18 protein-coding genes are annotated in these 20,510 nt (G+C 39.5%); 11 read left to right on the forward strand and 7 right to left on the reverse strand.

What is annotated here, in order from left to right; translation table 11 throughout:
- Nucleotides 1–83: 83 nt before the first annotated feature.
- Genes FFM68_RS08805 through FFM68_RS08815 form a run of 3 tightly spaced genes read left to right on the forward strand, consistent with a single transcriptional unit; the run spans nucleotide 84 to nucleotide 2,606 of the window.
- Nucleotides 84–956, forward strand: coding sequence for an alpha/beta hydrolase fold domain-containing protein (locus FFM68_RS08805; protein ID WP_137618968.1), 873 nt, complete (start codon nucleotides 84–86; stop codon nucleotides 954–956).
- A 32-nt stretch (nucleotides 957–988) separates the two neighbouring features.
- Complete coding sequence (locus tag FFM68_RS08810; RefSeq protein ID WP_244925814.1) at nucleotides 989–1,603, forward strand: TVP38/TMEM64 family protein; 615 nt, start codon at nucleotides 989–991, stop codon at nucleotides 1,601–1,603.
- Nucleotides 1,604–1,652: 49 nt separating this feature from the next.
- On the forward strand, nucleotides 1,653–2,606 hold the full coding sequence (locus FFM68_RS08815) for a Gfo/Idh/MocA family protein (RefSeq protein ID WP_137618970.1): 954 nt from the start codon (nucleotides 1,653–1,655) through the stop codon (nucleotides 2,604–2,606).
- Between the two features lie 435 nt (nucleotides 2,607–3,041).
- Here the strand turns inward: FFM68_RS08815 and FFM68_RS08820 are convergent, their stop codons facing one another.
- Nucleotides 3,042–4,550 carry a helix-turn-helix domain-containing protein gene (locus tag FFM68_RS08820; protein WP_137618971.1) on the reverse strand — a complete coding sequence of 503 codons (1,509 nt, stop codon included), beginning with the start codon at nucleotides 4,548–4,550 and terminating at the stop codon, nucleotides 3,042–3,044.
- 419 nt (nucleotides 4,551–4,969) lie between these two features.
- Between FFM68_RS08820 and FFM68_RS08825 the strand changes: the two genes are divergently transcribed.
- From FFM68_RS08825 to gltX, 3 genes are all read left to right on the forward strand, one after another.
- Nucleotides 4,970–6,448 carry an amino acid permease gene (locus FFM68_RS08825; protein WP_137618972.1) on the forward strand — a complete coding sequence of 493 codons (1,479 nt, stop codon included), beginning with the start codon at nucleotides 4,970–4,972 and terminating at the stop codon, nucleotides 6,446–6,448.
- Between the two features lie 76 nt (nucleotides 6,449–6,524).
- On the forward strand, nucleotides 6,525–7,901 hold the full coding sequence (gad, locus tag FFM68_RS08830) for a glutamate decarboxylase (RefSeq protein WP_137618973.1): 1,377 nt from the start codon (nucleotides 6,525–6,527) through the stop codon (nucleotides 7,899–7,901).
- Between the two features lie 59 nt (nucleotides 7,902–7,960).
- Nucleotides 7,961–9,487 (forward strand): glutamate--tRNA ligase, encoded by a 1,527-nt coding sequence (gene gltX, locus FFM68_RS08835; RefSeq protein WP_174784511.1) that lies wholly within the window; start codon nucleotides 7,961–7,963, stop codon nucleotides 9,485–9,487.
- A gap of 149 nt (nucleotides 9,488–9,636) precedes the next feature.
- On the opposite strand, the gene FFM68_RS08840 is transcribed toward gltX, so the two are convergent.
- On the reverse strand, nucleotides 9,637–10,368 hold the full coding sequence (locus tag FFM68_RS08840; RefSeq protein ID WP_137618975.1) for an MIP/aquaporin family protein: 732 nt from the start codon (nucleotides 10,366–10,368) through the stop codon (nucleotides 9,637–9,639).
- A 215-nt stretch (nucleotides 10,369–10,583) separates the two neighbouring features.
- Complete coding sequence (locus tag FFM68_RS08845) at nucleotides 10,584–11,591, reverse strand: alcohol dehydrogenase catalytic domain-containing protein (protein ID WP_137618976.1); 1,008 nt, start codon at nucleotides 11,589–11,591, stop codon at nucleotides 10,584–10,586.
- A gap of 332 nt (nucleotides 11,592–11,923) precedes the next feature.
- On the opposite strand from FFM68_RS08845, the gene FFM68_RS08850 reads away from it, so the two are divergent.
- On the forward strand, nucleotides 11,924–12,550 hold the full coding sequence (locus FFM68_RS08850; protein ID WP_137618977.1) for a DUF1054 domain-containing protein: 627 nt from the start codon (nucleotides 11,924–11,926) through the stop codon (nucleotides 12,548–12,550).
- Nucleotides 12,551–12,723: 173 nt separating this feature from the next.
- On the opposite strand, the gene FFM68_RS08855 is transcribed toward FFM68_RS08850, so the two are convergent.
- The gene (locus FFM68_RS08855) at nucleotides 12,724–13,269 is read right to left on the reverse strand and encodes a biotin transporter BioY (RefSeq protein WP_137618978.1); all 546 of its coding nucleotides are present in this window, start codon (nucleotides 13,267–13,269) and stop codon (nucleotides 12,724–12,726) included.
- Nucleotides 13,270–13,721: 452 nt separating this feature from the next.
- On the opposite strand from FFM68_RS08855, the gene FFM68_RS08860 reads away from it, so the two are divergent.
- Both FFM68_RS08860 and FFM68_RS08865 read left to right on the forward strand, forming a co-directional pair.
- Entirely contained in the window at nucleotides 13,722–14,639 is a 918-nt protein-coding gene (locus FFM68_RS08860) for a sulfurtransferase (protein ID WP_137618979.1), read from the forward strand.
- Between the two features lie 2 nt (nucleotides 14,640–14,641).
- Nucleotides 14,642–15,346, forward strand: coding sequence for a TVP38/TMEM64 family protein (locus tag FFM68_RS08865; protein WP_137618980.1), 705 nt, complete (start codon nucleotides 14,642–14,644; stop codon nucleotides 15,344–15,346).
- Nucleotides 15,347–15,384: 38 nt separating this feature from the next.
- On the opposite strand, the gene FFM68_RS08870 is transcribed toward FFM68_RS08865, so the two are convergent.
- On the reverse strand, nucleotides 15,385–16,302 hold the full coding sequence (locus FFM68_RS08870; RefSeq protein ID WP_137618981.1) for a DUF975 family protein: 918 nt from the start codon (nucleotides 16,300–16,302) through the stop codon (nucleotides 15,385–15,387).
- A gap of 145 nt (nucleotides 16,303–16,447) precedes the next feature.
- Complete coding sequence (gene rpsD / locus FFM68_RS08875; RefSeq protein WP_137618982.1) at nucleotides 16,448–17,059, reverse strand: 30S ribosomal protein S4; 612 nt, start codon at nucleotides 17,057–17,059, stop codon at nucleotides 16,448–16,450.
- Between the two features lie 375 nt (nucleotides 17,060–17,434).
- On the opposite strand from rpsD, the gene FFM68_RS08880 reads away from it, so the two are divergent.
- Both FFM68_RS08880 and FFM68_RS08885 read left to right on the forward strand, forming a co-directional pair.
- A complete protein-coding gene (locus FFM68_RS08880; RefSeq protein ID WP_137618983.1) occupies nucleotides 17,435–18,073 on the forward strand; it encodes a DNA alkylation repair protein in 639 nt (212 codons plus the stop codon).
- 15 nt (nucleotides 18,074–18,088) lie between these two features.
- Nucleotides 18,089–18,868, forward strand: a complete 780-nt coding sequence (locus FFM68_RS08885) for an HAD family hydrolase (protein ID WP_137618984.1) — start codon at nucleotides 18,089–18,091, stop codon at nucleotides 18,866–18,868.
- A gap of 119 nt (nucleotides 18,869–18,987) precedes the next feature.
- On the opposite strand, the gene brnQ is transcribed toward FFM68_RS08885, so the two are convergent.
- Nucleotides 18,988–20,346 carry a branched-chain amino acid transport system II carrier protein gene (brnQ, locus tag FFM68_RS08890; RefSeq protein WP_137619035.1) on the reverse strand — a complete coding sequence of 453 codons (1,359 nt, stop codon included), beginning with the start codon at nucleotides 20,344–20,346 and terminating at the stop codon, nucleotides 18,988–18,990.
- Between the last annotated feature and the right edge of the window lie 164 nt (nucleotides 20,347–20,510).

The following is a 20,510-nucleotide window of genomic DNA, read 5'->3' on the forward strand; positions in this document are numbered from 1 at the left end:
AAACAATTGAAAATAGTCGGACAAAGCAGAGTTTTCAGTCATTTTTATAGCGAAGGTCTAGGATTTCAACAAGGAGGATGGAGATGCGCTATTCAGCAAAATTTGTAAAAAATGTTTTTAAAGTAATCAATATGAAAAAACTTGTCGGAGCAACGATGGTCGATCCGCCGAGACGACGCCATTTGATCAGTCGACAGCTTTCTCAAACGGATATTCCGCAAAAAATCTCAGAAATCGATGGCCAACAGCTGATCACGTTATTTCCTAAACTGCCGACAAAACGGCACGTATTATATTTACATGGCGGAGGTTATGCTTTAGAAGCTTCTCCTTTTCATAAAGAGATTCAAGAACGTTTCGTGAAGCGTTATAATTTAAAGGTCAGCTATTTTGATTATCCGTTGGCGCCGGAAAATACCGCGGAAAAAACCGTCCCGCTGACAAAGAAAGCTTTTCAGCAATTGGCTTATTTATATCCGGACGATTGTTTTTGCTTGTTTGGTGATTCAGCTGGCGGCGGCTTAGCAATGAGTTTGGCGCAGCATTTGCGAGATATCGATCTACCGAAGCGACCGAAAAAAATTGCTTTAGTCTCACCGTGGCTAGATGCTTCGTTGAGCGATCCGCGTTCGCAAGAGCTTCAGGCAAAAGATGTCTTACTGGAAAAAGATTTGTTAGCCGCAGCTGGCGCAAATTATGCTGGCAGACTGTCTCTAACAGATCCACTAGTTTCACCGATCTACGGCAATTTCGATCGGCTAGGGGAGTTATTAGTGGTGGCGGGAACGGATGAAATTTTGTATCCAGATGTGTTGCGCTTGCAAGAGCAAGTCAGACACAGTCAAGGCACAACAATGCGTTTAGAAGTTGTTGCTGACATGATGCATGATTTTGTCGTTTATCCATTAAAAGAATCGCTCCCATATGTCGATCAGATCGGGGAGTTTTATCAATAATGATTAGTAAAAAGCAGCAAAGGAGGGGCAGGGTGAATCAAAAAAACAATCATCGTGCGCCGTGGCAGCAAAAAGTGATCCAAGTTTTACCAGTCATCGGTTTAGCAGCGTTTATTTTACTATTAATCTATGTTCGAAAATCGGGAATGTTCAGTTCGATTGCTGATCTGCAACATTTCATCAAACATTTTGGCAGTTTTGCGGTTGTCGCCTTTATCGTCGTACAAGCGATCCAACCGATTGTCCCTTTCTTGCCGGGTGGTTTTGCGACGATCGTCGGGATGTTGATGTTTGGGAATATTCCTGGTGTTTTATACAGTTATGTTGGCTTAGTGATCGGAGAAATCGGTCTTTTCCTATTGATTCGCCGTTTTGGTCCGAAGTTTGCGCGACTTGTATTGTCTGAGAAAAACTTTGAAAAGTTTGAGACGACATTGCAAGATCACACGCAAGATATCAAAAGATTATTGATCGTTTGTTTTGTCATTCCGTTTTTGCCAGATGATTTGACGTGTTTAGTAGCGGGAATGACGGATCTTTCTTTCTCTGAGTATTTGAAAATTATTTTACTCTTTAAAATTTGGTCGGTCGCTTCATACGGCTATGTCTGTCTATTTATTTTGAATAAGACGGTGACAGTATTTTAAGCAAAACAACTGGGGACAAGTTTGTTCCTTAAAATGGGAGATGGAAAAAATGATTCGTTACGGAATTTTAAGCACAGCCCAAGTCGTTCCTCGTTTTGTTAAAGGGGTCAAAGAAAGCAAAGCCGGAATCGTGACGGCGATCGCTTCACGTGGGATCGAAAAAGCCCAAAAAATGGCGCAAGAATTGGCGATCCCGCAAGCTTTTGGCAGCTATGAAGCATTGTGTCAAAGCGACGAGGTCGATATCGTTTATGTTGCGGTTTACAATAAAGCACATTATGCTGTTGCAAAACTTGCTTTGCTGAACAACAAACATGTTTTATTGGAAAAACCGTTTACGCTGACACTTGCTCAAGCAGAAGAATTATTTGCGATTGCTGAAGAACGCGGTTTGTTTTTGATGGAAGCACAAAAATCACTTTTTTTGCCAATCACAAGTCAAGTGGAGCAAGCGATCCAAGCTGGTAAAATCGGAACACTGCGCTGGTTAGATGCGGTCATGGCATATCCCAATATCGATCATATTTCTTGGTTTCGTGATTTGAGTGCCGGCGGCGGTGTTTTTCGCGGTGCGGGCACGTATCCATTGGAATATATGCAACATCTTTTAAAGGCTGCACCGGAAACATTCAAAGGAACTTTAGTTTTTCCAGAAGGTCAATCGGATGCTCAAGCACAGATCACGTTACGCTTTCCTCAAGGTGTGATCGGGACCCTTTTTCTAACAGTAGATCTGGATTTGAAGAAGCGCTTAATTATTTATGGAGAGAAAGGCCAGATCGTCATTCCTGATTTTTGGAAGACGGCTACAGCTGAAATCCAGTATCACGATGGGCAGACAGAAGTTTTACACAGCACACAACAGAGTGAATTCGTGTTTGAAATCGATCATGTGAATGATTGCTTGAAACGCGGTCAATCAGAAAGTCCGGTCGTAACGAAAGAATTGACGTTAAAAACAGTCGCGATGACTGAGAAAATTTATGAGAACAAGCAAAAATGAGTGTCAATGTTTCAATGAATGTGCTATAGTAGTCCACATGCGACGAGTCGAGTGGATCTGATGATCCTTCGATACCAGAGGCACACGACGCAAGTCACCTGTCGGATTTCAGGGTGTCGGAAAGAAGCTTAGTGGACGAAGAACCTTTCTATCACATTGTTGGTACTGGAAAAACCCCCGTTTAGAATTTATTCTAAACGGGGGTTTTTGTATGGTCAGAGATAAGCTGCATAAATACAAAAAAAGACGATCGAATATGTCGGTCGATCGTCTTTGTCAGTTAGTTTGATTTTGGAAAGAGAAACTAACTGAAATCAGTATAGCATAAAATTTTTTTTTTGATCGCCATCGCTTTGTCAGTGGAACTGCTGTTTTGCGGATTATTCTTTGAAAACGACGAAAAGTCAGATTTTTGTAAAAAGATTAGACATATTTTTAATTTGGCTGGAGCGCCTTAGTTTTATCGATCATGATTTTTCGAATCATCGCCTGAAAATTTCGTAGATCTTCATATTTATCTTTGCACTCTAAAAAGAGGATTGGTTTGTTTTGAACATTCTTAATGGGGAAAAATTTATTTGTGCTGATGATCAAATCAACCGATTCATCGGCTAATAAAAAGCGGTTAGGATCGACAAAATTTAATTTGACCAGACCTCGAGTGCTTTTAGTAAAGAAATTTTTCAACCAAATAGAATTGAACTCACCGTGAGAATCATCAATAAAAATCGATAACTCATAGCCGGTCATAAATTCATTAGCTAGGCTTATGGCAGCGTACAGAAAGATCGCGTAATCAAGCTGAGAATAAATCAGACTGTTGCGAGAATGGATATTTTTTAGCCGCATGCGAAGATTTTCTTGGACGATTGCCATGTCTTCAGGATAAAGATTGTAGTATTCACCGATTGGCACATGATTGTAGAAGCTTTTGAACAGTAGCCGAGTATGCACGACGTACAGCTCTTTTTCCAGTTCGTCATAATCAAAATTAAATTGATTGAAGAGCAGACCGATGTTTTGAATAAAGAATTGATTGGCTTGGTAAATATTCGAGTCGATCAATTGGTGATATTTTTTCAGTTCTTGAAAGAATTTATCGTTTCGGTAAAAGACCATTTTTGATTGCAAGAACAATAAGATGAAATACAGCTCATCTTTGAAATTTTCATAAGCAGAAACATTTTCTTCCGTGATGAAGTGGAAATGCTGCACAAATTTATTCCCAATCAAAATCGACTCGACCGGTAATTCGTTGTTTTTGATCTTATGTCCGGTAAAATAGCGAGTCAAGGTGATGTCGACTAAGTAATCGTATTGAAGTTTGGTGATAGGATCGATATGATCCGAAAGCAAAAAACTAAGCTTCTCAAAAATGAAATTTTTCTCTGTAGAATTTTCTAAGTTAAACGGATGACCATAGCCACCGTAAAGCTGCCAAAAGAAACTCAAAAAGAACAGCCGGATCGCCGGTTCCAGTCCAGACAAGACTAGTTCCCGGTTTTTAATATGAAGTTCGATCTCAGATTCTTTAAGGAAATCGCGGACTTCGTAAATATCTTTTTTTAAAGTAGAATAACTCAAGTTATATTTTTCCATCAAGCGATCCATAGTATTCTGTTCATTTAAGAGCAGTCCTTCCAATAGATCGATCTTGATTGAGATATGATAGATCGCCAAAGACAGTTCTTTGTTTTGGGTATAATGATTCTGAATGATTTGGTAGCTCCGTTCAGAAGTGATAAGAGGAGAGGTGCCGAATCGGTTTTCCACCTCATCGGAAAGCTCAGCCAGCCGTTCCAAATATTTTGCGGTCGTTCGTTTCTCAAAGCCCACTTGTTCTGAAATCTCATTGATATCGTGAAAGCCGGGGGTTTCTTTTAAATAAGTAAAAATAGAAAAAAGCGCCTGACTCTCAAAATCTAATAATAGATCGATGCTCATGCGTAACACTCCTTCAGACACAAAGTATAGTCCGCTCTCATTAAGGGGGGATTAAGCAAAACAAGGTAGTTCATTTAAAGATCTCTGCGAAGATTCTCCTTTATAGAGCGCTTAACTAAGTAAGATTATCATTTAATGAAAAGAATAAGCGAGAGGTTCCAAAAATTTGCGGCGTTTTTTTGCATAATTTGGACCTTTTTTATTTTTTCTTAAAAAACCCTTTTAGCTAAGAACGAAATAAAAGAGAAAGTGGTGATTATTAAAGGATTTCTTCCATTACGATGACAGAATCCCTTTTAATAAATCTTCTAATAGAACGCTGAAGGGGCGTTTGACTTTGATTTTTTAAAGGCTAATATGATGGCTGTAGTCTGGAAGTGCGCACTTCGATTGCAAAGAATTTAAAGGATGTGTCACAAATGAATAACGAAGAGAAGAACGCTTCTTTGAGCGAGCATAATCAGCTCACCGGTGTTCAACTATTCTCAATGACTACTTCGATGGTCATGACGGTGTACGGATTTGCAGCCTTCGCTAAACAAGGACCAACAGCTTTGTTCTTCCTATTTTTAGCCGGTGTTTTATGGTTTATTCCCGTAACACGTACTGCTGGTGAAATGGCTTCAGTCGACGGTTGGAGCAAAGGCGGAATCTTTACGTGGGGTCGTCACATGATCGGCGAACGTCTTGGTTGGTCTGCACTATTTTATCAATGGATCCATATTACCGTTGGTATGTGTACAATGATGTATTTCATCATTGGCTGTCTATCAATTACTTTGAATGTTCCAGTCATTAATACAAATCCATTGTTCAAATTCCTTATCATGATGGTCATCTTATGGGGCCTGATCTTCGCTCAACAACATGGAACAAAGATCACCGGGAAAATCGCTCAATGGAGTTTCACGATTGGCGTTATTATTCCAGTCTTTCTATTATTGTTTTTAACGATTACCTATTTAGTTAAAGGAAATCCAATGTTGATCAAAATCAATCCGCATACAATCTTACCATCAAGCTGGAGCGGAAATGTTTTAGTTGGATTCGTACCATTCATCTTAGCTTTTGCCGGTGCTGAAGGATCAGCAACACACGTAAAAGATTTGAAGAAACCATCTATCTATCCAAAAGTTATGTTAGCTTTAGCGATCAGTGCGATTGTTTCTGATATTATCGGAACAATCTCAATCGCCGCAACGATTCCAAATGCGAAGATCCAATTGAGTACAGGGATTGTCTACGCTTATGGCGCATTAGTTCAACAATTTCCAGGAATCAACGTTGTCTTTATTGAACGTTTGATTGGTTTATTGCTTGCTATCGGGATCATCGGTGAAATCAGCAGCTGGGTCGTTGGACCAAATGCTGGCATGTATGAAGCCGCTAAAGAAGGCTACTTACCAGAACGTTTTGCTAAAACCAATGCTTACGGTGTTGAAACAAACGTAATGGTCTTGCAAGGTGTGATCGTTTCAATCATGGCTGCATTGTTGACCTTTGGTGCTGGTGGAGATAAATCAAATCTTTCATTCCAAACAGCAATGAGTTTGACCGTTGCATTGTATACCTTAATGTATATGCTGATGTTCGTTACTTATTTAGTTTTAGTTTTCAAACATGATGATTTGAATCGCACATTCCGTGCAGCAAAATCTAAAGTAATGCGTGTCATCATGGGTGTTCTAGGTTTTGTATTGTCAGCTTTCGGATTTGTCGTAACATTCTTCCCACCAGCTGCATACAACATGCATCAAAAACATACGTATCTGACTTTGTTATTGACAGCGTTCATTGTCGTCTTCTTTATTCCATTTATCATGTATTTGTTCCATGGAAACTGGACATTGCATCACCATGATAAAGCAGAAAAAAATTTGCACCATCCTGCTCACTAAGCAAATCAGACTTTATTGAAAAAATAGTATTATAAGGATTTTTAATTCCTCTATTATAACTAAGGAGATTTTTAACATGCATACAGATTATTTAGAAAGTTCATTTTTAGGAAGCAAAGAAGCTGCTCGCAGCATGCCTAAAGAATTTTTACCTGATGAGGGTATGAACCCTGACACAGCCGAGACGCTCGTCAATCATATTCGGTTGAACGAAGCCAAAGCAGACCAAAACTTGGCAACATTTTGTACAACTCAAATGGAACCACAAGCTGACCGCTTGATGTTAGGTTCACTTGAAACGAATGCGATTGACAAATCAGAATATCCAAAAACCACAGCAATGGAAAACTATACAATCAGTATGGTTGCTCATATGTGGAACATCGGTGAAGGCAAAAAATTGTATAACGACTTTATCGGAACTTCGACTGTAGGTTCTTCTGAAGGTTGTATGCTAGGCGGACTTGCTTTGTTACACAGCTGGAAACATCGTGCAAAAGCAGCCGGATTAGATATCGACAACTTGCATGAACACAAACCTAACTTAGTCATCAACTCAGCGTTCCAAGTTGTATGGGAAAAATTCTGTACGTACTGGAATGTCGAGATGCGGGAAGTTCCAATGGATGAAGACCATATGTCATTAAATACTGACACCGTCATGGATTATGTTGACGAAAACACCATTGGTATCGTAGGGATCCAAGGGATTACTTACACTGGCCGCGTAGATGATATTCAAAAATTAGATGAACTAGTTTCTGAATACAACAAAACTGCTAAATTACCAATCAAAATCCATGTCGACGCAGCATTTGGCGGCTTCTTTGCACCATTTGTTGATGGCTTCAAACCATGGGACTTCCGTTTGAAAAATGTGGCATCAATCAACGTTTCAGGGCATAAATACGGGATGGTTTATCCTGGTATCGGCTGGATTGTTTGGCGCGAAAATACGGAAGAATATTTACCAGCAGAAATGCGTTTTTCAGTTCCTTATCTAGGCAGCAGCGTAGATTCAATCGCTATCAACTTCTCACATAGCGGAGCACACATCGTTGCGCAATATTACAACATGATTCGCTTTGGTCGTGAAGGCTTTACTGCGATCATGAATAATGTACGCAGCGTGTCACAACGAATCAACGAAGAATTGAAAGACTTAGGAATTTTTGAAATCATCAATGATGGTTCACAATTACCTATCAATTGCTGGAAAATTGCGGATAGTGTTGAATTGACTTGGAATCTTTATGATCTAGAAGACAAGTTGAAAGAATACGGTTGGCAAGTACCAGCTTATCCACTTCCAGTCAGTCTCGACGATGTAACGATCAGTCGGATTGTTGTTCGCCCATCAATGACAATGGCCATTTGTGATGATTTCATTGAAGATTTGACTCGTGCAATCGACGACTTAAATCGGAATCATTTGATTCATCACGCATCTTAATTTATAATAGCTACTGTTATTAAAGTCCTGATAACGTAACTATCATCAGGACTTTTAAAATGGAGGGAATCAAATTGAAAAAAGAAAAAGTAGAAGTTACCGGCGACGTACGAGTGAGATACGCACCAAGTCCAACAGGCTTTTTACATTTAGGCAATGCGCAATCCGCGTTGTTTAACTACTTGTTTGCAAAACATTATAACGGCACTTGGGTTTTGCGGATTGAAGATACTGACTTAAAACGCAATGTACCCCATGGCGAAGAAAGTCAGATGGAGAATCTTCATTGGTTGGGTATCGACTGGGACGAAGGTCCGGATAAACCTAAAAAAGAATTTGCCCCTTACCATCAAAAAGATCGTGTGAACTTGTACCATAAATTTGTTTTACAATTATTAGATGCTGGTCTTGCTTATCGAGACTATGCGACTGAAGAAGAACTAAAAGAATTACATGACCAACAAATCGAAGCTAAAATCGCGCCGCATTATGACGGTCGCTGGTATGGAGCAACAGAAGAACAAATCAAACAAGCCGAAGCTGAAGGCCGCAAACCAACAGTCCGTCTGCATCTTCCTGAAGATCATATCTATGCTTGGGATGACATGATCAAAGGTCGGGTTGAATTTAACTCAGACAATATCGGCGGAGATTTCATTATTGAAAAAAGTAACGGAATGGCAACGTATAACTTTGCCGTAGTTATTGATGACTATCTAATGAAGATCACACATGTGTTGCGCGGGGATGACCATATTGCGAATACACCAAAACAAATCGCCGTATACGAAGCACTAGGCATTCCTAAACCATTGTTTGGCCATATCACTTTGATTTACAGCTTAGATACCCATAAAAAATTAAGTAAACGTGATAAAAATACATTGCAATTCATCAGCCAATACCGTAAATATGGCTATTTGAATGAAGCATTATTGAACTTTATCGCCTTTCTTGGCTGGTCGCCAGTTGGGGAAAAAGAATTATTTACCCGCGATGAATTGATCGAAGCTTATGATATCAATCGGATGTCAGCCTCGCCTGCTTACTTCGATCAAAAGAAATTAGACTGGACCAATGCTGAGTACATCAAAAAACTTTCTGTCGATGAATTGACGAAACGGATCCTTGCGTTAGTCGATGCAGCAGAAACAGATGCAGCTGAACAACTAAAAGCTATTGGTATCGAAAACGAAACTGACTTTATCAAAAAAGTAGTCGACATCTATCATACAGAAGCCAAAACGTTGATGACGTTCATGGAAAAAATCTTGTTTATCAAAAATGCGAACCAAGTGACGTTCACTTATACCGACTTAGCAGAATTTGATAGCGAAAGCGTAAAACAAATTTTGACTGTGATGTCAGCTGAATTGAAGAACGCACCAGATCCAGTGGATTATCCAGCGATCTTGTCAGTGATTCAAAAAGAAACGGGACAAAAAGGCCGTAAGCTGTATATGCCGTTGAACGTTGTCTTTACTGATAGTAAATCAGCACCACAAATCACCGATATTCTATCCGTTATGCCAAAAGCAACGGTGGAACATTTAATTGAGAATGCGTTAACGTTTTTAAGTAAATAATTTTTACTGCAGCCTTGACTGAGGGCTGCAGTTTTTTTGTTTCACTAACGTATTGGTGATGAAAGAAGAGGGGATAAGCAGAAAAGTTGTAGGGGATAAAAAATTTTTGAACAAAAAAACTGCCGCAAAATCTGCGGCAGTTAAAGTCTTTAAATAAAAATTGCTTTATACAAAGCGATCGCAACGATTGAAGCAACGATTGGGGCAAGTACTGGTACCCAAGAGTAACTCCATTGTGAATCGCCTTTATTTTTCAATGGTAACAACGCATGCAAGATACGAGGTCCTAAATCACGAGCTGGATTCAAACCAGGTCCAGTTGGTCCACCAAACGATGCAACTAATGTCCAAACTAAGAAACCTAAAGCTAAATGAGCAGTTCCTAAATTGTCTTGGAAGAATGGTGCTTTCGTAATACCAAGTGCTCCAAAGAATAAAATAAATGAACCGAAGAACTCATTGACAAAACCGTTGAACTTAGAACCAACACTATTGATCGTTGAAAATGTTCCTAAAACGTGTAATTTGTCTTCTGTTTGATCGTAATAGGGTTTGTAGCTGGCTACTACGACTAATTGGCCGACCATCGCGCCAATGAATTGAACGACGATGTAAGGAAGAACTTCCGACCATGGGAACATACCGCTAACTGCCAAACCAATTGTAAAGGCTGGGTTGATGTGGTTGCCGCTGATACCACCAAAAATCATTGCAGGAATCATAACCCCACATCCGTATCCTACTGCAATCAACATCCAGTCACTTCCGTAACCTTTTGTACCTCTCAAATCAACATTGGCAACTGCACCATTTCCGAGCATTACTAACAAAGCAGTCCCAAAGAACTCAGCCGCTAACCGAGTAGTCAATGAATAATCCATAAAAACCTCCTAAAATATTTAAAATGAAAACAAAAAATGAAAATTTCATTCTATATCTTAATCTGATTTCCAAAAATTAGCAAATGTTAAGTCCAAAAAAATTCATATTTTTTTCAATAAATGGATAAAAAACTCGAAAAAACAGCTGATTTAAGCTTTTTAACGAAAAATTTGCTTTTAACGAAAAAAATCTCATTCATTTGAATGAGATCTGATCAATTTATTAGAACAAGATGCCGGAAATTTGGATTATTTTCGATCAGTTTGTGTGCGCCGTAGAAATTTTTATCCGAAAACCCATTTAATTGGGCAGTCAGAATAGATTTTAACTGATTTTTTTCCCATAAATAAACTAATAATTCCATCGCTTTTCGTGAATAATTGATGCCTTCTTCTGTTGCAAAAGAAGCTTCTAGAAATTCTTGGCAATAAAAATGCAGATAGTCTGGATCAAAGTTTTTCGTCTTCTTTTTGACAAAATGTAAGAGGAGAACTTTGGCGGTATCTTTGAATTCTGCTAGATGTTCGAAACTTTTTTCTTTTTCAGTATCTAAGTTGATCACATAATCAACAGGCGTCATTTCCGCGTTAGCCAATTCTCGCGATAAATGGGTCGACTGTGAGAAGACGACATCGGCACCCATATTTTTGATCCAAATCTCTGAATTGTTTTTATTGATTGTAGCAGCGACCTTCAGTCCAGCCCATTTAGCCAATTGAATGATCGTAGCACCTAGTCCATCGGATGTGTTTAAAATCAACAGGTTCCCTTGATTTTTGCCTGGATGGGGAATCAATTCTAGCTGGTTGAATAATACTTCAAAAGCTAAGAAAAAGCTGTAGGAAAAAGCCGCGGCTTCATCGGTAGGAAATGAGTCCGGCAGTTTTACGACTGAACGGACATCCACGATTTGAAAGTTGCTGTAACTGCCGTATTTGCCTACTCGGTTGACGTATAAGACGCGGTCTCCAACGTTCAGTCTCGGATTGCTACTTCCTAACCGAGTAATGATCCCTACACCGCCAAAGCCTAAAATGTACGGCTTTTTAGCACCCTTGATCGTTTGGCGAATCTGGGTGTCCAAGGTACTGATAGAGATCGCGGAAGTTTTTATCATTAAATCGTTTTCCCGCAATTTTGGGAGCATGATTTTATACTGTTCAAATTTTATATCTTCTTTTAAACGAAATTTTTTCTCGAACCCTACTGCGTCTGAAATCATTCGTGTTATCCTCCTCAGAAATAAATTTCTGAATCTCCAATAATAAAATGGCTACTTATATAATATACTTGATTTAACAAAGAGAGGGAAATAATTTCTTTAAAATAGCCAAAGAAGTCAATCGTTTTCTAGTTAAAACCGACTACTGAAGAAAGAACCTCTCAAGTAATCTTAAACTTGTATTTATAAGCAGTGCAAACGAACACATAACTAAGCATACCAATTTTGGCTTGAAATCGCTATAGGAGACAGTCGATCGACCAAAATTATTGTTTAGAAAGGCTTCACTGTAAAATAAAAACAGCAGATCATTGAGAATCAGGAGGAATCATATGTTTAATGAAAAAAGTTTCGAAGTTTTTGAAGTCGCTGGATTGGATGAACGAATGGCGGCGATTCGCCAAGTGATCCAACCGACTTTTCGACAACTAAATGAAAGTTTTCAACAACAGCTCGAACCATTACTGGATGAACCATTATTTATCCACATCGCACAGCATCGCCGCCGCACGACGTATCCCCCAGAAAATACATGGTCAGCCTTAAGCCGGCAAAAGCGCGGCTATAAGATGGAGCCACATTTTCAATTAGGGATCGGTTCCGAGTATGTCTTTATGTGGCTATCTTGCATTGATCAACCAAAAAATGAACGTGCTATCGCACAAATGTTGTTAGACAATCAGCCGTTGTTTGAATCATTATCCCCAGACTTTGTTTTATCAGGCGATCACACGAAAGAAAAAATCGAGGAGTTATCACCAGAAAATCTCCAAAGACTGTTGATAAGATTTCGAGATGTGAAAAAAGGGGAGTTCCAAATCGGCCGAATCATCAAAAAAGAAGATCCAATGTGGAAAAAGCCAACAGCAGCCCAAGCATTCATGCTGAAAACGTATGAACAACTAATACCGATCTACCAAATAGCGATTCAGGCAGAGTTTATTCCAGTGGAAAACTAATTCTTTTAGCGGGAGGATATAGTTGATTGCAGATGTTTATTTTTCAACAAGGGAATCAAATTTTTTTTGACTTAGAAGAAAGAATAGGATAACGGGTTTAAACCCCTCCAAAAAATTTGGAGGGGTTCGTTTAGCTTATATTGTGCAGGTGTTGGATAATTCAGCGAGTAATTCTATTTGGTAACAGAATTTTTTGTGATTGGCAATCTTCTGCCAATCAAGACACCGAGGTAACCGGCGGCGATTGCTTTGATGATGCCGGGTAAAATGAAGGGAATCATTCCGGCTGAAAATGCGGCATCCCAGGCTAAACTGCCGCCAAATTTTAACCACAATGAACCGAAAATCAAAGTAATAAAAGCACCGATAATATTCGCAAACAGCGACCAGAAATAATTGAAACCGAATTTTTCGATCATCCAACCGGTGAAATAGGCTTGGAAAATAAATCCGACTAAAAAACCGCCAGTTGGTCCAAAGTAATTAGCGATTCCCGCCGCACCGCCAGCTAAAACTGGCAAACCGATCATTCCCATCAATAAATAAACTAAGACCGCGATCGTTCCAGTTTTTTTTCCTAAGAGGGTCACGACAAATCCGACAGCAAAAGTTTGCAAGGTCAATGGGATCGGACCAAATGGGATTGTAAATTGTGCTAAAACACTGATGACTGCCGCAAATAATCCGGCTAAAACGATTTCTCGACTACTTAATTTCAATTGCTTCACTCCTTGTTAACTCAATTAAATATTTTGGTTAACGAAAGTATAAAGGAGGATCAACAAACTGTAAAGTTAAATTTTATAGTTTGTAAAATAAAGTGTCGAAACCAGTCGCTTTTTTGACTGTCCCAGATTGTACTGGGAGCTGTTCTGCTTTGAGCAAATTTCCTGTTTTTTAATTAAAGAAATCAGGTTGTAAATGGCAGAAGTGTTTTATATACTTGAGTAAATGGGAGAAAACAGAGGAGGAGAATTATGAAATTTCAACGGTGATCGTGTAAATGTCTTAGAGTTTCTAGGTATGTAAAGTTTAAATTCTCCTCGTCAACGTTTTGTTTTTAGTAATGTGACTAGTTTCACTTTTAGAAATCGTTCGGCAGAAAGAGGCTATTTTTTTGCAATGGCAGAGAATTTAAGCGCTTAAAAATGACAAATGAATGGAGCAGAAAATGAAAAAAATTATTATTGGACTATTGATGGTGACTACATTGGGATTAGCTGGCTGTGGCAGTGGTAAAGCAACAGATTCCACCGAAACAACTAAAAAAACGACAGCATTTACAGGGGAATACGTTGTTAACGCGGATTATGTGGAAAAGAACTTGGATGATATTATTTTGATCGATGCGCGGGGTGAAGAAGCGGCGAGTAAAGGAACGATCAAAGGTGCGACAGCAATCAGCTGGCAAAATTTGGCATTGGTTGAAGAAGGAGCCTCTGGCGATGAACAATGGGGCTTGATTCCAGAACCGGCTGAGTTAAGCGATCGGTTAGGCGAAAAAGGAATCGCTATGGATAAAGAGATCGTATTATTCGCCAACGCACAAAAAGGCTGGGGCGATGACGGACGGATTGCTTGGGAATTATTGGCAGCTGGATATAAGGATGTCAAAATTGTTGATGGCGGATTTGCGGCACTAAAAAAAGCCGATTTGAAGACTGCTACGGAAAGTACAAAACTAGAACCTGTCGATGTTGCAATCGATTCGATCGATCAAACACACATTATTCGGACGGATGAATTAAAAGCAGACTATGCTGATTATAAAGTTGTCGATGTGCGAGCAGATAAAGAATATGACGGTGAAGTTTTGTATGGCGAAGCAAAAGGCGGGCATTTACCTGATGCGATCCATATTCGTTATACGGATTTGTTTACTAGCAAAGGTACGTTAAAAAATAAAAAAGAGTTAACAAAACTTTTTGAGGATGCTGGTTTAACTAAAGAGGATAAGATCGTAACCTATTGTACAGCGGGGATTCGTTCAGCATATATGCAATTAGTGATGGATATGTGCGGCTTCAAACAAGTGAAAAACTATGATGGCTCTTATTATCGTTGGGCAAAAGTTGAGGATGTTGAATAATCATGGCTAAAATTAATAAGCGAACGTTGGCGCGGATATTGTTAGTCGTTGCGATCCTTATGGCGGTGCTTGGTTTTTATTTTGTGCCGGCGTTCCGCTCGAAGCTTACACAAGTTATGATGTTGTTCCGTTCAATGAGTGTCGAAAGTATTATCGGTTATTTACGTTCCTTTGGAGTTTGGGCGGTTGTGATCTCCTTCTTATTGATGATGTTCCAATCGGTCATTGCTCCGCTGCCGGCTTTTTTGATCACCTTTGCTAATGCGGCAGTGTTTGGTTGGTGGCAAGGGGCATTGCTCTCATGGGTGAGCGCGATGGCTGGTGCGCTGCTTTGTTTTTATATCGCTCGGATTGCTGGACGAGACATTGTTGAAAAAATGAATAAAAACTTTTCGTTGGAAAAATTAGATGAGTATTTTGATCGATACGGCAAACATACGATTTTGATTTGTCGACTGCTGCCGTTTATCTCTTTTGACTTTATCAGTTATGCCGCTGGCTTGACCGCAATCAAGCCGCTGCCGTTTTTGATCACGACAGGAATCGGGCAACTGCCGGCGACTATTGTGTATTCTTATGTCGGCAGTAATTTAACAGGCAGTACAAAGACGATTATGTTTGTTTTGTTGAGCATGTTCGCACTGTTTATTGCGATTTATGTCTTCAAACAGATTTATCAAAATAGACAAGTAAAAACAAATAAATAAAAAAGACGTCGGCTTGTAGTTAAGTCGACGTCTTTGATTTATGCAGCTGTTTTTTCTACGTAATGGGTATAAAGGGTATCTAAAAATTGGATCTCTGTCACATTTTGATAAGGCATCACATAAAAATTCGTCAGTTGGAAGAGTGCAACGATATTCCAGAAGAAGAAAGAGTAACGTAAAATCAAGAATTCTAATTTGTAGCCGTGCATGATTTGGCGGCTCAATAAGATCGCTTCAGAAGCGCTTAGACTGTCATCTTTTTCTAACAAGTAATTCGTCATAGCGTAAGATGCTGTTTTTACGATTCCGGGGATAACGAATAATAAGGACCATAAGAAAGTAAAGATTGCAATCAAGACATTGGCTTTCAGCACGCGATTTTTTTGTGATTTGATAAAATAAGAAAAAATCTTTAAGCCGTCAGCTCGGTTGCCTCTAAGTGTATGGATCGCACACCATTGCAAGACAGCGGTAGCTAGAGCTGCGATCAAAAAAAGTAAAACGAGTGCAATGATCATGACTAAGAACCACAAAAATAATGAAAAGCCAGAATAAAAACCACTGTAACCATAACCGTAGTCATAGCCGTAATCACCATAAGGCGTGAATAGACCGGCTAAACGATAGACGCCATTGACGAAGAAATTGACGTAAGCGATTTGGAAAAGAAATCCTTCTAAGAATCTCGCAACAATCAGTAAAATGATCGTTTTGCACCATTCACCATATCTGCCGGATAATTTTTCTTGCGCCCGTTTTTTTATTTCAGCCCGAGTGATATTCAAACCTTCTTCTTTTTCAAGTTCAAGTTTAAACGTGTCTGGGGTATTCGCAACAAACGATTCAGTTGTATGATCTGCATCGAGCGAATCCTCCAATTCTAAATTGTAGCCGCACGTCGGACAAAACTTCGCTTCAGCTCGTACTTCCGACCCGCAATTTGGACAATAGTTCATTTCTCCACCCTTTTCTTTTTCATTGAAATTTACAAATATTTTTACATGACAATTATCATTGATAAGACAGCATACGTCAATAAGCTAGAAACAAAAAAACACGCAAATCCTTATTGCTAAGGACTTGCGTGTCGTGTAAAAAATCTTACATTAATTTGTTGTAGAATTCAACGACTAATGATTCGTCGATTTCTGGGTTGATTTCATCACGTTCTGGTAAACGAGATAATGAACCTTCTAATTTTTCAGCGTCGAAGCTTACAAAAGCAGGACGGCCAACAGCTGATTCAACTGCATCTTTCACAGTAACCATGTTTTTAGATTTTTCGCGAACACCAACTACTTGGCCAACTTCTACTTCGTATGAAGCGATGTCAACACGTTTTCCATCGACTGTTACATGGCCGTGGTTAACTAATTGACGAGCTTGACGACGAGTTGAAGCTAAACCTAGACGGTAAACAACGTTATCTAAGCGACGTTCTAGTAAGATCATGAAGTTAACACCGTGTTTACCTTCTTTGATTTTGCTAGCGCGTACGAATAAGTTACGGAATTGACGTTCGTTTAATCCGTAGATGAAACGTAATTTTTGTTTTTCTGACATTTGCAAGCCGTATTCAGATTTTTTTCCACGGCTGTTTGGTCCATGTTGACCTGGAGCGTATGGACGACGTGCTAATTCTTTACCTGTTCCTGATAATGAGATACCAAGACGACGAGATTGTTTCCATGATGGTCCTGTATAACGTGACATTTAAAATTCCTCCAATAAATTGTTTTGGAGTAAAATAATCCGTTGAAAAATTCATATCCGTGTAGTTCGTTCTTCAATCTTCGCCTTCGCAGCCGCGGTTACGCAATTGAACCAATACTGGCAACGAACTGGGGACGGGTTATTATTCTTCTGCTGCATTATTTTACACAGATGTCAGTATAACGGATAAACCAAAGCAGAGTCAAGTTCGGGTGTTGCTTTTTTGAAAAAAATGTGGTAATTGTTGAGAGTCGAAAAAAACGAAAGCTTTTTTCGACTATAGAAATCAACTAAAAATTCTTTGATTGTTTGATCGATTGTTTTTAGTGCAGGTCTGCGAATCTTTGTCCAACAGTTATATGAAGGAGCGGTACAATGGATGTTTTGATTTTTCCAATGCAAGCTGAAAATGCGGGACCGATGGCTCGTTATATGAAAGATCATTTTTCTTTTTGCGGGGTCAAAAAACCGCAACGGGCATTGTTGGAACGTCCGTATTTAAAAGCAAGCTTGGCTTTACCGGTGCCTGCATTGATCCAAGAGATTTTCCGCAACTATCGCAAACCCGAACGCGAGTATCAGTACTATGCGATTGACTTAGCGCAAACGAACATCGCGCGTTTTTCACTAACTGATTTAGCCGCGTTGCTTCCATTACTAGCTGAAAAAAGTTGGTGGGACAGTATCGATGCGTGGCGCAAAGTTTACTCGACGTGGGTCCTTGCACATCCAACGGAATTGAAACAAGTCTACAGTTTTTTTTATCGGCATGAGAATTTTTGGTATCGACGAGTGGCGATCAATTTGCAATTGATGTTTAAGGAACAAACGAATACGGAGCTTTTAGCACAAGCAATCGTAGCAGATCTGACGACGGATGAATTTTTTATCCAAAAAGCGATCGGCTGGGCATTGCGGGATTATAGCAAAGTGAATCCTGATTGGGTAAGAAATTTTATGCAGCAGCATTCATTAAGTAAGTTGGCCCTGCGTGAGGGCAGCAAATACATATAGATGGAGAGATAAATTTTGGAAAGAAAATTAATCGCACTAGATATTGACGGTACCTTATTGAGTAGTCAAAGAAAACCATTGGACAGCACCGTAAAGGCATTGAAGGCACTGCGTCAAGCAGGTCATTTGGTGATCATTGCGACGGGACGCTCGCGTTTATTGGCTGGCAGTGTGATCCATCAACTAGGTTGTACAAATTACATCATTTGCAACGGTTCAGCAGCTTTTCTTGATCATGAACAAGTTTACAAACACACGTTGGATCGTAAAGTCTTGACCCGCATGCTTGATTTTGCTAGTGAGCGCAAGGTCGACATCGCCTTGTTTGGTTTAGATTCTTTTGCACGAGTGACAAGATTTGATGAACCGAGAGTATTAGAGACAATGGAATCTTTTGGTCAAAAAGCACCGGATTATGATGCTGATTATTTCGCTCAACATGAAGTTTATCAAGGTTGTGCGTTTTATGATCAATCAAGAGATGCAGAATTTGCAGAAGCCTTTCCAGAATTTCGCTTAGTCCGTTGGCATGAACACAGCGTTGACATCATTCCTAATCCAGGATCAAAAGCGCAAACGATTTTAGCGTTAGCGAAAAGAGTCGGAATCAAGCCAGAAAATATCATTACTTTTGGTGATGGAAATAATGATATCGAGATGCTGAATTTAGCTGGAACAGGTGTGGCGATGGGAAATGCAGCGGCACATGTCAAAGAAGCGGCGAATCTTGTGACAGATACAAATGATCAAGATGGAATTTATAAAGCATTAAAAAAATTAGATTTGGTTCGTTAATCAGAAGAAGGGGCTGCGACAGTTATCGCAGCCCCTTTTTTATAGCAAATAGTTTTGAAATAGAACCGATCATTTTCAGATTTCCTGTTTTTATACCTGAAGAGTGTCAGCGTAGTTTTTTATTTGTTTGTTTCTAAAGCAGCAAGCGGCATCGCTTTTACATATAAGAACCCGACTGCGAATCCGACCAATGTTGGTACGATCCAACCTAAGCCTAAAGAAGCAAATGGTAAATAGTGATGGTACAAGCTAAGAACGCTTTGAACCGCCGGCTGAGTGGCAATCATTTCTGGTGCATTCGCAAGCATATCTAGAACGGCTGGCAGTAAAGTGAAACCAATCGTCAATTGATAAACAAATGGATGATTATCGAAGTGGCGGGCTGTCAAAGATAATAAGATCAAAGCTAATGATAAAGGATATAATAGCATCAATACGGGCAATGACCATTGGATGATCCGATCCAATCCTGCATTCGCAACGACAAAGGAAACGACTGTTGTGATACGCAACCAAGTTTTGTAGTTTACTTTCGGGAATAGTTTATGGAAGTCTTGAGCAAAAGAAACAAGTAATCCCATTGCAGTAGTAAAGACGCCTAATGTGACTAAGACTCCTAGGAACACAGAACCAAAATCAGATAAATAATAATGAACGATTTGAGCTAACGCGGTCCCGCCATTATCAGAAAGATCAAAGCGATTCAGACTCATCGCGCCGACTAATACTAAACCAAAGTAGATCAAAACTTCTAATAAAACACTGAAGATACCAGCTTGGGCTGTGACCCGTGCTTCATTTTTATGAAAGCCCATCGCCTTGACAGCGTGGACGAAAGTGACACTAAGTGCAAGTAAAGCCACTGCATCAACAGTGTTATAACCTTCTAAGACACCATTAGTCAATGGATGTTGCGCGTAGTTAGCTGTTGCTGAATGTGTCAAATTGCCCATTGGATGAAAGAAAGCGATCAAAAAGATGACTGCCAGTAAAACAAGGAAGATCGTGTTCAAATATTTTCCGATATAAGTGACTAATTTATGTTGATGGATAGTTAAGAAATAAGCGAGACCAAAGAAAGCGGCTGAGAACAATAGCATGCCAAGTCCCCAATTTTTTTCAGCCAAGAAAGGTTTCAGACCGATTTCAAATGCAGTTGCTGCCGTTCTTGGTGTACCAAAGAAGGGGCCGATGGTTAAATGAGCAAGGATCAAAAAGAGTGCCGCATAGGTTTTTCCAACAGGCCGTGCTAAATCATAAAGCCCATCACTTTTAGTTACGACGACTGCAAGAATGGCTAATAAAGGAAAGAGTGCACCAGAAATTGCAAAACCCAATGCGGATACAAACCAATGTCCGCCCGCCATTTGTCCTAAATGAACGGGGAAAATCAAATTACCTGAACCAAAAAACATGCCGAAGATTAATGAACTTAATACGAATAATTGCTTCCAAGAGACTTTTTTTGTTGTTTCCATCATAGATAGTTCCTCCCAAATTTTTCAAATTGTTCTGAATGTCGCAAATATCAACTTCCAAAAAAATCCCCCCTCTCAAATAGCAACTAATTACTTGTAGTGCAACAACGTTTCAATAAATAAAAAAAGAACCCTTTTTTCCGATATCGGAAAAAAGGGTTCTT

The organism is Enterococcus xiangfangensis (genome assembly GCF_005405365.1).
Classification (GTDB): domain Bacteria; phylum Bacillota; class Bacilli; order Lactobacillales; family Enterococcaceae; genus Enterococcus_A; species Enterococcus_A xiangfangensis.

Bases quoted from the DNA above. Each gene is read 5' to 3' on its own strand.
- FFM68_RS08805 (WP_137618968.1), top strand. From the start codon at position 84: ATGCGCTATTCAGCAAAATTTGTAAAAAATGTTTTTAAAGTAATCAAT.
- FFM68_RS08815 (WP_137618970.1), top strand. From the start codon at position 1,653: ATGATTCGTTACGGAATTTTAAGCACAGCCCAAGTCGTTCCTCGTTTT.
- FFM68_RS08820 (WP_137618971.1), bottom strand. From the start codon at position 4,550: ATGAGCATCGATCTATTATTAGATTTTGAGAGTCAGGCGCTTTTTTCT.
- FFM68_RS08825 (WP_137618972.1), top strand. From the start codon at position 4,970: ATGAATAACGAAGAGAAGAACGCTTCTTTGAGCGAGCATAATCAGCTC.
- gad (WP_137618973.1), top strand. From the start codon at position 6,525: ATGCATACAGATTATTTAGAAAGTTCATTTTTAGGAAGCAAAGAAGCT.
- gltX (WP_174784511.1), top strand. From the start codon at position 7,961: ATGGAGGGAATCAAATTGAAAAAAGAAAAAGTAGAAGTTACCGGCGAC.
- FFM68_RS08840 (WP_137618975.1), bottom strand. From the start codon at position 10,368: ATGGATTATTCATTGACTACTCGGTTAGCGGCTGAGTTCTTTGGGACT.
- FFM68_RS08845 (WP_137618976.1), bottom strand. From the start codon at position 11,591: ATGATTTCAGACGCAGTAGGGTTCGAGAAAAAATTTCGTTTAAAAGAA.
- FFM68_RS08850 (WP_137618977.1), top strand. From the start codon at position 11,924: ATGTTTAATGAAAAAAGTTTCGAAGTTTTTGAAGTCGCTGGATTGGAT.
- FFM68_RS08860 (WP_137618979.1), top strand. From the start codon at position 13,722: ATGAAAAAAATTATTATTGGACTATTGATGGTGACTACATTGGGATTA.
- FFM68_RS08865 (WP_137618980.1), top strand. From the start codon at position 14,642: ATGGCTAAAATTAATAAGCGAACGTTGGCGCGGATATTGTTAGTCGTT.
- FFM68_RS08870 (WP_137618981.1), bottom strand. From the start codon at position 16,302: ATGAACTATTGTCCAAATTGCGGGTCGGAAGTACGAGCTGAAGCGAAG.
- rpsD (WP_137618982.1), bottom strand. From the start codon at position 17,059: ATGTCACGTTATACAGGACCATCATGGAAACAATCTCGTCGTCTTGGT.
- FFM68_RS08880 (WP_137618983.1), top strand. From the start codon at position 17,435: ATGGATGTTTTGATTTTTCCAATGCAAGCTGAAAATGCGGGACCGATG.
- brnQ (WP_137619035.1), bottom strand. From the start codon at position 20,346: ATGGAAACAACAAAAAAAGTCTCTTGGAAGCAATTATTCGTATTAAGT.